Origin of the sequence: Mycobacterium sp., assembly GCF_035633495.1 — a bacterium.
Taxonomy (GTDB): Bacteria; Actinomycetota; Actinomycetes; order Mycobacteriales; family Mycobacteriaceae; genus Mycobacterium.
The window spans coordinates 1-8,733 of record NZ_DASQEU010000119.1 but is presented as its reverse complement, the minus strand read 5'-3'; the positions used below and the strand labels follow the sequence as shown (position 1 = coordinate 8,733).

Annotated in this window: 10 protein-coding genes and 1 other RNA gene; 10 read left to right on the top strand and 1 reads right to left on the bottom strand. The window is 65.2% G+C overall.

From position 1 onward, the window contains the following. Positions 1-368, top strand: a 368-nt coding sequence (locus VET27_RS18290; RefSeq protein ID WP_526520653.1) for a PPOX class F420-dependent oxidoreductase, incomplete at its 5' end; no start/stop codon positions are given. Here the strand turns inward: VET27_RS18290 and VET27_RS18285 are convergent. Beyond that, positions 369-1,736 carry an FAD-dependent oxidoreductase gene (locus VET27_RS18285; protein ID WP_526520651.1) on the bottom strand — a complete coding sequence of 456 codons (1,368 nt, stop codon included), beginning with the start codon at positions 1,734-1,736 and terminating at the stop codon, positions 369-371. A 123-nt stretch (positions 1,737-1,859) separates the two neighbouring features. Here VET27_RS18285 and prfB point away from each other — a divergent pair, with 123 nt between their 5' ends. From prfB to ssrA, 9 genes are all read left to right on the top strand, one after another. Continuing rightward, entirely contained in the window at positions 1,860-2,966 is a 1,107-nt protein-coding gene (prfB, locus tag VET27_RS18280) for a peptide chain release factor 2 (RefSeq protein WP_526520649.1), read from the top strand. Beyond that, the gene (locus tag VET27_RS18275; protein ID WP_526520647.1) at positions 2,956-3,924 is read left to right on the top strand and encodes a mechanosensitive ion channel family protein; all 969 of its coding nucleotides are present in this window, start codon (positions 2,956-2,958) and stop codon (positions 3,922-3,924) included. The genes prfB and VET27_RS18275 overlap by 11 nt, the downstream gene beginning before the upstream one ends. Continuing rightward, entirely contained in the window at positions 3,921-4,424 is a 504-nt protein-coding gene (locus tag VET27_RS18270) for an Rv3103c family proline-rich protein (protein ID WP_526520645.1), read from the top strand. The genes VET27_RS18275 and VET27_RS18270 overlap by 4 nt, the downstream gene beginning before the upstream one ends. Positions 4,425-4,465: 41 nt before the next feature. Next, the gene (ftsE, locus tag VET27_RS18265) at positions 4,466-5,155 is read left to right on the top strand and encodes a cell division ATP-binding protein FtsE (protein ID WP_526520657.1); all 690 of its coding nucleotides are present in this window, start codon (positions 4,466-4,468) and stop codon (positions 5,153-5,155) included. Continuing rightward, the gene (gene ftsX, locus VET27_RS18260) at positions 5,156-6,049 is read left to right on the top strand and encodes a permease-like cell division protein FtsX (protein WP_526520643.1); all 894 of its coding nucleotides are present in this window, start codon (positions 5,156-5,158) and stop codon (positions 6,047-6,049) included. Between the two features lie 2 nt (positions 6,050-6,051). Then, positions 6,052-6,552: an SsrA-binding protein SmpB gene (smpB, locus tag VET27_RS18255; protein WP_526520641.1), complete on the top strand. Its 501-nt coding sequence runs from the start codon at positions 6,052-6,054 to the stop codon at positions 6,550-6,552. Continuing rightward, the gene (locus VET27_RS18250; RefSeq protein ID WP_526520655.1) at positions 6,549-7,397 is read left to right on the top strand and encodes an EamA family transporter; all 849 of its coding nucleotides are present in this window, start codon (positions 6,549-6,551) and stop codon (positions 7,395-7,397) included. Before smpB ends, VET27_RS18250 begins: the two co-directional genes overlap by 4 nt. Before the next feature lie 33 nt (positions 7,398-7,430). Continuing rightward, positions 7,431-8,273: a maleylpyruvate isomerase family mycothiol-dependent enzyme gene (locus tag VET27_RS18245; protein WP_526520639.1), complete on the top strand. Its 843-nt coding sequence runs from the start codon at positions 7,431-7,433 to the stop codon at positions 8,271-8,273. A gap of 79 nt (positions 8,274-8,352) precedes the next feature. Further along, positions 8,353-8,721: a transfer-messenger RNA gene (ssrA, locus tag VET27_RS18240) on the top strand. Positions 8,722-8,733: the final 12 nt, after the last annotated feature.

The window sequence follows — 8,733 nt, the reverse complement described above, 5'->3', positions numbered from 1 at the left end:
GCCGCCCAAGCCCGTGCTTCATCGCCACGCTGATGCCCGACGGATCCCCTCAGCTGACCGAAACCTGGGTCACCACCGACGGTGAGAACGTGGTGCTCAACATCGTCGACGGCATGCAGAAGGCGAGGAACGTCGCCCGCGACCCTCGCGTCGCGGTCAACGTCGTCGACCCCGCCGACGTCTACCGCTTCTACGCCGTGCGCGGGCGCGTGGTGTCCATGACCACCGACGGCGGGAGGGAGAGCATCGACGAGATCTCGCAGAAGTATCTGGGCATCCCGTACCCGAACTTCAGCGGGAACCCGAACGAGACGAGGGTGCTGATCACGATCGAGGCCGACTCGGTGACGCCGCCCGCCCGGGGTTGATCAGCCGTGGCTGATGCGTAGTAACTCGGCCACGCTCGTCAACTTCACCCGCGGCCTGCCCAGCGACTCGCCCGCCCCGCGTTCGTGGGTGTCGATCAGCTTCCAGTGATCGTCGGTGACCAGCATGGGTTGCCGCGACAACAGCCACTCGACTGCGTCCTCGCCAGCACCGTCCAGTTCGTCCGCCGCGTCGAGGTCGGCCACCAACGTGTTGACCGTTTCCTGCGAGTCCTTCTTGTTGCTGCCGATGACGCCCGACGGCCCCCGCTTGATCCAGCCGACGACGTACTCGTTGCAACTGCCGTCGATCCTGCCGTCGGTGTGCGGAATGGTTCCCGACCGCTCGTCGAAGGGCAGTCCCGGTGTCGGCACGCCCCGGTACCCGACGGCGCGGACGACGAGCTGCGCAGGTAGTTCCTCGCGCGTGCCGGTGTCCTTGGCCACCAGCCGGCCACCGTCGTTCACCAACTCGTTCCGACCAAGCACGATCGAGGAGACCCGGTCGGTCCCCTTGATCTCGATGGGGGAGGTGTGGAAGCGAAACACGATGCGACGCTTGGCTCCTCGCGGTTCCCGCTCGGCGTACCCGCGCAACGCCTTGACGTTCAGCTTGACGGTCTTGCCCGCCGCCTCGAGGTCCTCGTCGGAGATGTTTGCGAAGTCCGCGGGGTCGACGATCACGTCCACGTCGGTCATCGCCTCGAGGTCGCCCAGTTCGCGCAACTCCAGCGTGGTGAACGTGGCCTGCATGGGGCCGCGGCGCCCGAGCACCACCACCTCCTCGACCCCCCGCGAGTGCAGGGACTCCAAGGCGTGATTAGCGATGTCGGTGTTGGCCAGGACGTCGGGGTCACTGACGAGGATGCGTGCGACGTCGAGCGCCACGTTGCCATTGCCCACGACCACCGCCCGCCCCGTCGACAGATCGGGCGCCATCTCCTCGAAGTGCGGGTGGGCGTTGTACCACCCGACGAAGTCGACGGCGGCCACGCTGCCGGTCAACTCCTCGCCGGGAATGCCCAGCGGACGGTCGGCCTGCGCGCCGACGGCGTAGATCACCGCGTCGTAGCGCTCGGCCAGTTCGGCCGCCTGCACGTGTTCACCCACCCGAATGTTGCCGAAGAAGCGGAAGCGGGGGTCGTTCGCCGTCTTCTCGAACTGGGCACTAATGGTCTTGATCTTCGGATGATCCGGCGCGACGCCGGAACGCACCAGACCAAATGGGGTCGGCAACATCTCCAGCATGTCGACGCGTACGTCCCTGGGCGCATCGGAGTCGACCGTCGAGTCTGCGAACTTGAGCAGCGATGCGGCGGCAAAGTAGCCCGACGGACCTGAACCGACGATCGCGACGCGGTATGGGCGCATGCATGAGCCTTCCAAGAGGAAGCCGTGTCTGCCCGGCGACGCGCAAGGGGCTAGTCGCGACATCACCGGTCTGGTTACCAAGCCGATGCTAGACCCGCGCAACGGTCGGTACCCTGATCTCCCGTGGATCCCGACCGGCAAGACGACATCACTGCGCTCGACACCACTCTGACGACGGTGGAGCGGGTGCTCGATGTCGACGGCCTGCGCGACCGCATCAAAACCCTGGAGGACGCCGCGTCCGATCCCAAGCTGTGGGACGACCAGACGCGCGCCCAGAAGGTCACCAGCGAGCTGTCGCACACTCAGAGCGAGTTGCGCCGCGTCGAGGAGTTGAGGCAGCGACTCGACGACCTGCCCGTCATGTACGAGCTCGCGGCCGAAGAGGGCGGCGCCGACGATCTCGAGGACGCCAATACCGAGCTGGCAAAGCTGCGCGAGGACATCCAGGGCATGGAGGTCCGCACCCTGCTCTCGGGTGAGTACGACGAGCGTGAGGCCGTCGTCACCATCCGGTCGGGCGCGGGCGGCGTCGATGCTGCCGACTGGGCCGAAATGCTCATGCGGATGTACATCCGCTGGGCCGAGAAGCACGACTACGGCGTCGAGGTGTTCGACACGTCCTACGCCGAAGAGGCGGGTATCAAGAGCGCGACGTTCGCGGTGCACGCGCCGTACGCCTACGGCACGCTGTCGGTCGAGCAGGGCACCCACCGACTGGTGCGCATCAGCCCGTTCGACAACCAGAGCAGGCGCCAGACCTCCTTCGCGGACGTCGAGGTGCTGCCGGTCGTCGACACCGCCGACCACATCGACATTCCCGACGGCGACGTGCGCGTCGACGTCTACCGGTCCAGTGGGCCAGGCGGGCAGTCGGTCAACACCACCGACTCGGCGGTTCGACTGACGCACGTCCCGACCGGTATCGTCGTGACTTGCCAGAACGAGAAGTCGCAGTTGCAGAACAAGGTTTCGGCGATGCGCGTTCTCCAGGCAAAATTGTTGGAACGCAAGCGCTTAGAAGAACGTGCCGAGATGGACGCCCTCAAGGGCGACGGCGGCAGTTCGTGGGGCAACCAGATGCGCTCCTATGTGTTGCATCCTTACCAGATGGTCAAGGACCTGCGTAACGACTACGAAGTCGGAAATCCCGCAGCAGTACTCGACGGCGACATCGACGGCTTCCTGGAAGCGGGAATCCGTTGGCGCAATAGGAAAGATGACGACTAGCTACTTGGCAATCGAATGGTCGCAACGCTGGCACGACTTCTGGCGGGGCGGAATCGGCGAATGGATCATCACGCGGGGACTGAAGATCGCTCTGCTCCTCATCTTCGCGGTGTTGGCTGCCCGCTTCATCGGTTGGGCCGCCCAGAAGATCACCCGTCGCATCGATGCGGACTTCCGGGAAACCGATCAGCTGGTGCGCACCGAGAGCGCCAAGCACCGGCAGGCAGTGGCGTCGGTCATCTCCTGGGTCTCGATCGCGGTGCTGTTCGTGGTCGTCGCGGTGGACATCACCGACGTGTTGGCCATTCCCGTCGGATCGCTGGTCGCGCCCGCCGCGGTGCTGGGTGCGGCCCTGGGCTTCGGGGCACAGCGCATCGTTCAAGACTTGCTCGCGGGTTTCTTCATCATCACCGAGAAGCAGTACGGCTTCGGCGACCTGGTGGCCCTGACGGTCGGCGGCATCTCCGATCCGGCCGAGGGCACGGTAGAAGACGTCACCCTGCGCATCACCAAGCTGCGGTCCACCGAAGGGGAGGTGTTCACCATTCCCAACGGCCAGATCGTCAAGACGATGAACCTGTCCAAGGACTGGGCTCGCGCGGTGATCGACATCCCGGTGCCGACCAGCGCCGACCTCAGCCGGGTCGACGATGTGCTGCACGGCGTCAGCGAAACCGCGATGAAGGACGACAGCCTGCGGAGGCTCTTGTTGGACGCGCCGCAGGTCATGGGCGTGGAGAGCATCGAAGTCGACACCGTGAACCTGCGCATGGTCGCGCGGACACTACCGGGCAAGCAGTTCGAGGTCGGCCGCCGGATTCGCGTGCTGGTGGTCGCAGCGCTGATCCGTGCCGGGATCGTCACCTCAGCTGATAGCTCGCCGGCGGTGAACACGATCCCGAGTCCGGCCACGGCCACGCCGCCCGAGGATCAGCAGAACGCGGAGGACCTTCCATGAGCTTCTGGAACTGGCTCACCCGTAAGCGCAGCGACCACGGTTGGCCCGGATACATCATCAACGGACGGATCCGGACGTCGACGGCAGGTCTGATCGTGGCGTTCTTCGTCATCGCGTGGCTGCACAACACGTACCAGCCACCGGCTCCCCCAGCGCCTGAAACCGCACAGGTGGTGCCGCCGGGCTTCATGCCCGACCCGGAGTACACCTGGGTGCCCCGCACCAACGTGGAGCGGCCGAAGACCACCACGACAACGCCGACGACTACCACGACGAGCACCACCGAGACGACGCCGACGGAGACGACGAGCCCGTCGGGCACGACGAGCGGGACGGCAACCTCGGAGCCCGTGCCGACGACGGTCGTCGACCCCGACGGTCCAGGACCTCTGCCGGCGACCACGGTCACGCCCACCACGGCGACGTCTCCGGTGCTGCCCGCCCCGAACCGTTCGGGCACCTCGACCACCACGACGACGGCGGTCCTTCCGGCCGGGTAGTCCGGTTCACAGGTTTCGTCCCGCTACACTGGCGTGCCGTGATGATCACCCTCGACCACGTGAGCAAGCAGTACAAATCCTCGGCACGGCCAGCTCTGGACAACGTCTCGCTCAAGATCGAAAAGGGTGAGTTCGTCTTCCTCATCGGGCCGTCCGGATCGGGCAAGTCGACGTTCATGCGGCTGCTCCTTGCCGAGGACACCCCCACGCACGGCGACATTCAGGTGTCGAAGTTTCACGTGAACAAGCTGGCCAGCCGGCACATCCCCGGACTGCGGCAGGTTCTCGGGTGCGTGTTCCAGGACTTCCGCCTGCTGCAGCAGAAGACGGTGTTCGAGAACGTCGCCTTCGCGCTCGAGGTCATCGGGAAGCGCTCCGACGTCATCAACCGGGTGGTGCCCGACGTGCTCGAGATGGTGGGCCTGTCGGGCAAGGCCAACCGGCTGCCCACCGAGCTCTCCGGCGGCGAGCAGCAGCGCGTCGCCATCGCCCGTGCCTTCGTGAACCGGCCGCTGGTGTTGTTGGCCGACGAACCCACCGGAAACCTGGATCCGGAAACCAGCAAGGACATCATGGATCTGCTCGAGCGGATCAATCGCACCGGGACCACGGTGCTGATGGCCACCCATGACCACCACATCGTCGACTCGATGCGCCAGCGCGTCATCGAACTCGAGCTCGGTCGCCTGATTCGCGACGAGCAGCGCGGTGTCTACGGAATGGATCGCTAAGTGCGCTTCGGCTTTCTCGTCAACGAAGTCCTGACCGGACTTCGTCGCAACGTCACGATGACCGTCGCCATGATCTTGACGACCGCCATCTCGATCGGTCTGTTCGGCGGTGGGCTCCTCGTGGTGCGCCTCGCCGACAGTTCGCGCACCATCTATCTGGACCGCGTCGAGAGCCAGGTGTTCCTGACCAATGACGTGTCGGCCAACGATGCGACGTGTGACGCGGATCCGTGCAAGGCGCTGCGCACGCAGATCGAGGACCGCGACGACGTCAAGTCCGTCAGGTTCCTCAACCAGCAGGACGCCTACGACGACGCGATCACGAAGTTCCCGCAATACAAAGACGTTGCAGGCAAAGACGCGTTTCCTGCATCATTCGTCGTGAAGCTCGACAATCCCGAGCAGCACAAGGACTTCGACGAAGCGATGAAGGGTCAGCCCGGCGTGCTCAACGTGCTGAACCAGAAGGAGCTCATCGACAGGCTCTTCGCGGTGCTCGACGGGTTGAGCGCCGCGGCGTTCGCGGTGGCGCTCGTGCAGGCGATCGGCGCGATTCTGTTGATAGCCAACATGGTCCAGGTTGCGGCCTACACGCGAAGAACGGAGGTGGGCATCATGCGATTGGTCGGCGCGAGCCGCTGGTATACGCAGCTGCCCTTCCTCGTCGAGGCCATGTTGGCGGCGTTCATCGGCGTCGTGCTCGCGATCGTCGGCCTGATTGTGGTGCGGGCACTGTTCCTGGAGAAGGCGCTGAGCCAGTTCTACCAGGCGAATCTGATCGCCAGGATCGACTACGCCGACATCCTGTACATCGCACCGATTCTGCTGTTCGTCGGCGTGGCGATGGCAGGCGTCACGGGCTACGTCACTCTGCGGCTGTACGTACGGCGCTAGCGGTGGCGAAGAAATCGGCTGCGGAGGTCAAGAAGCACCGCAACAATCAGGTCGTGGCCACCAATCGCAAGGCGCGGCACAACTATTCGATCCTCGAGACCTTCGAGGCCGGTGTGGCGTTGATGGGCACCGAGGTGAAGAGCCTGCGCGAAGGACAGGCCTCGCTGGCGGACTCGTTCGCGACCGTCGACGACGGCGAAGTGTGGCTACGCAACCTGCACATCCCCGAGTATCACCACGGCTCCTGGACCAACCACGCGCCGCGGCGCAATCGAAAGCTGCTGCTGCATCGCACCCAGATCGACAACCTGATCGGCAAGATCCGGGACGGCAACCTCTCGCTGGTGCCGCTGTCGCTGTACTTCACCGAGGGCAAGGTCAAGGTCGAGCTCGCTCTGGCTCGCGGTAAGCAGGCGCACGACAAGCGCCAGGATCTGGCCAAGCGCGATGCCGACCGCGAGGTGATCCGGGAACTCGGTAGGCGTTCCAAAGGCATGACCTGATCGGGATCGTCTTCGCCCTGGTGTCCGGAATCGGCTACGGGGTGAGTGACTTCGTCGGTGGTCTGGCGTCGCGACGGGTGGCCGCGCTGCGCGTGGTGCCGGTGTCCTACCCGGTTGCCTTGGTGCTGCTGACCGCGCTGGCCTTCGTGGTCGGTGGACACGTGTCGACGCCCGCGATCGTGTGGGGCGGCCTCTGTGGTCTCAGCCAGGCATTCGGGGTGTGGTGGTTCTACGCCGCGCTGGCTGCCGGTCCGATGTCGTTGGTGTCGCCGCTGACGGCCATCCTGGTCGCGGGTGTCCCCATCATCGTGGGGGTGACGCTGGGTGAGCGGCCCAGTCCAATCGCCTACGCGGGCATCGTCCTGGCGCTGATCGCGGTGGTCTTCGTGAGCCGCGAGGTGCGCGATGGGGATTCGACCGAGCATCGCTTCACCAAGAAGGTGGCCTGGCTGACGCTGGGTTCGGGGCTCGCCTTCGGGCTGAACTTCGTGCTCATCGATCAGGCGCCGGTGGACGCCCAGCTCTGGCCGCTGGTCTTCGCCCGATTGTCAGCGAGCCTGATGGTCCTCGCGATCGCGGCGTTGTCGGGCAATCTCGCAGTGCCGTCGGGGGTACCGCTGAAACTCGCGTTGGCGGCCGGGGCATTGGACACCATCTTCAACGTCGCGATGCTATTGGCGCTGCATGCGTCGATGCTCTCGCTGACGAGCGTGTTGATCGCGCTTTATCCGGCGGGCACGGTCGGGCTCGCCCTGGTGGTGCTCAAGGAGAGGGTGACGCGCTGGCAGGTGGTCGGCATGGTGCTGGCACTGATGTCGGTGGGCCTGATCGCCGCGGGGCAATGAGCGCTCCTGCCCCGAGCGTCTAACATCGCCCGGATGACCGAACGTCCCCGTACCCGACTTGATCAATCCAAGATCCTCGAGGGTCTCTTCGCGTCGTGGGACGCAATCGACAGACTGCTGAGCGACGTGCCCGCGGTTCGGTGGAAGAGTCCGACGCCGTTGCCTGGTTGGTGCGTCCACGATGTCGTTGCCCACGTAATCGGCACCGAGTCGATGCTGGCCGGCATCCCGGCGCCGGACGCCGACGTCGACGTCTCGGGGCTCGATCACGTGCGCAACCCGATCGGCGTGATGAACGAATGCTGGGTGCGGCATTACGTCGGGATGGCCGCCGCGGACGTGCTGGGCCGATTCCGCGACGTCACCGCCGATCGCCGCGAGGCGCTGACCGCGATGAGAGTCGACGACTGGAATGCCGTCACCGCTACGCCTGCCGGGGCCGACACGTACGGCCGGTTCATGCGGATCCGCATCTTCGACTGTTGGATGCATGAACAGGACATCCGTGAGGCGTTGTCGCGCCCGTCGTCGGACGCCGATCTCGAGGTACCCGCCGCGCGCCTCGCCCTGGACGAGATGGCGACGAGCATGGGCTTCGTGGTCGGCAAGCTGGGCAAGGCGCCCGACGGATCCCGCGTCGCCATCGAACTGACCGGGCCACTCGCCCGCACGGTCAGGGTGTCGGTCGACGGACGGGCACAGGTCGTCGAGGACTTCGATGCGGAGCCGACCACGACCATCCGGCTCGATGGACTGCAGTTCACCCGGCTGGCCGGCGGGCGGCCGCTGACCACCGCCCGCTCGACGGCGATCGAGTTCGACGGAGATGCCGAGGTCGGGCAGCGGATCGTCGACAATCTGGCGTACGTGATCTGACCGGGACTATTTATCCACTGGCCGTTGTCGTATACGTGAGTAGAATCAACCTTCCTGCTGAAGTTCGGCAGGGGTGCGAGGGGCTGAACGGTTTCGACTTCGCGCATCGAATCAAGGGAAGCGTGCCGGTGCAGGCAAATGACCACCGTAAGCGTCGTTGCAACCAATTAAGCGCCGATTCCAATCAGCGCGACTACGCCCTCGCTGCCTAAGCGACGGTGTGTCCGTCAGACCGGGAGAGCCCTCGACCCGGACCCTGGCGTCATCAAGAGGGACAAACCCATACGTCCGGTCGCGGGATGTACGGGGACACCAAACAGCGACTGGGATCGTCATCTCGGCTTGTTCGCGTGACCGGGAGATCCAAGTAGAGGCATAGCGAACTGCGCACGGAGAAGCCTCGAGGGAATGCCGTAGGACCCGGGTTCGATTCCCGGCAGCTCCACCAGGGAAACTGCAG

Bases quoted from the DNA above. Each gene is read 5' to 3' on its own strand.
- VET27_RS18285 (WP_526520651.1), bottom strand. From the start codon at position 1,736: ATGCGCCCATACCGCGTCGCGATCGTCGGTTCAGGTCCGTCGGGCTAC.
- VET27_RS18275 (WP_526520647.1), top strand. From the start codon at position 2,956: ATGACGACTAGCTACTTGGCAATCGAATGGTCGCAACGCTGGCACGAC.
- VET27_RS18270 (WP_526520645.1), top strand. From the start codon at position 3,921: ATGAGCTTCTGGAACTGGCTCACCCGTAAGCGCAGCGACCACGGTTGG.
- ftsE (WP_526520657.1), top strand. From the start codon at position 4,466: ATGATCACCCTCGACCACGTGAGCAAGCAGTACAAATCCTCGGCACGG.
- VET27_RS18245 (WP_526520639.1), top strand. From the start codon at position 7,431: ATGACCGAACGTCCCCGTACCCGACTTGATCAATCCAAGATCCTCGAG.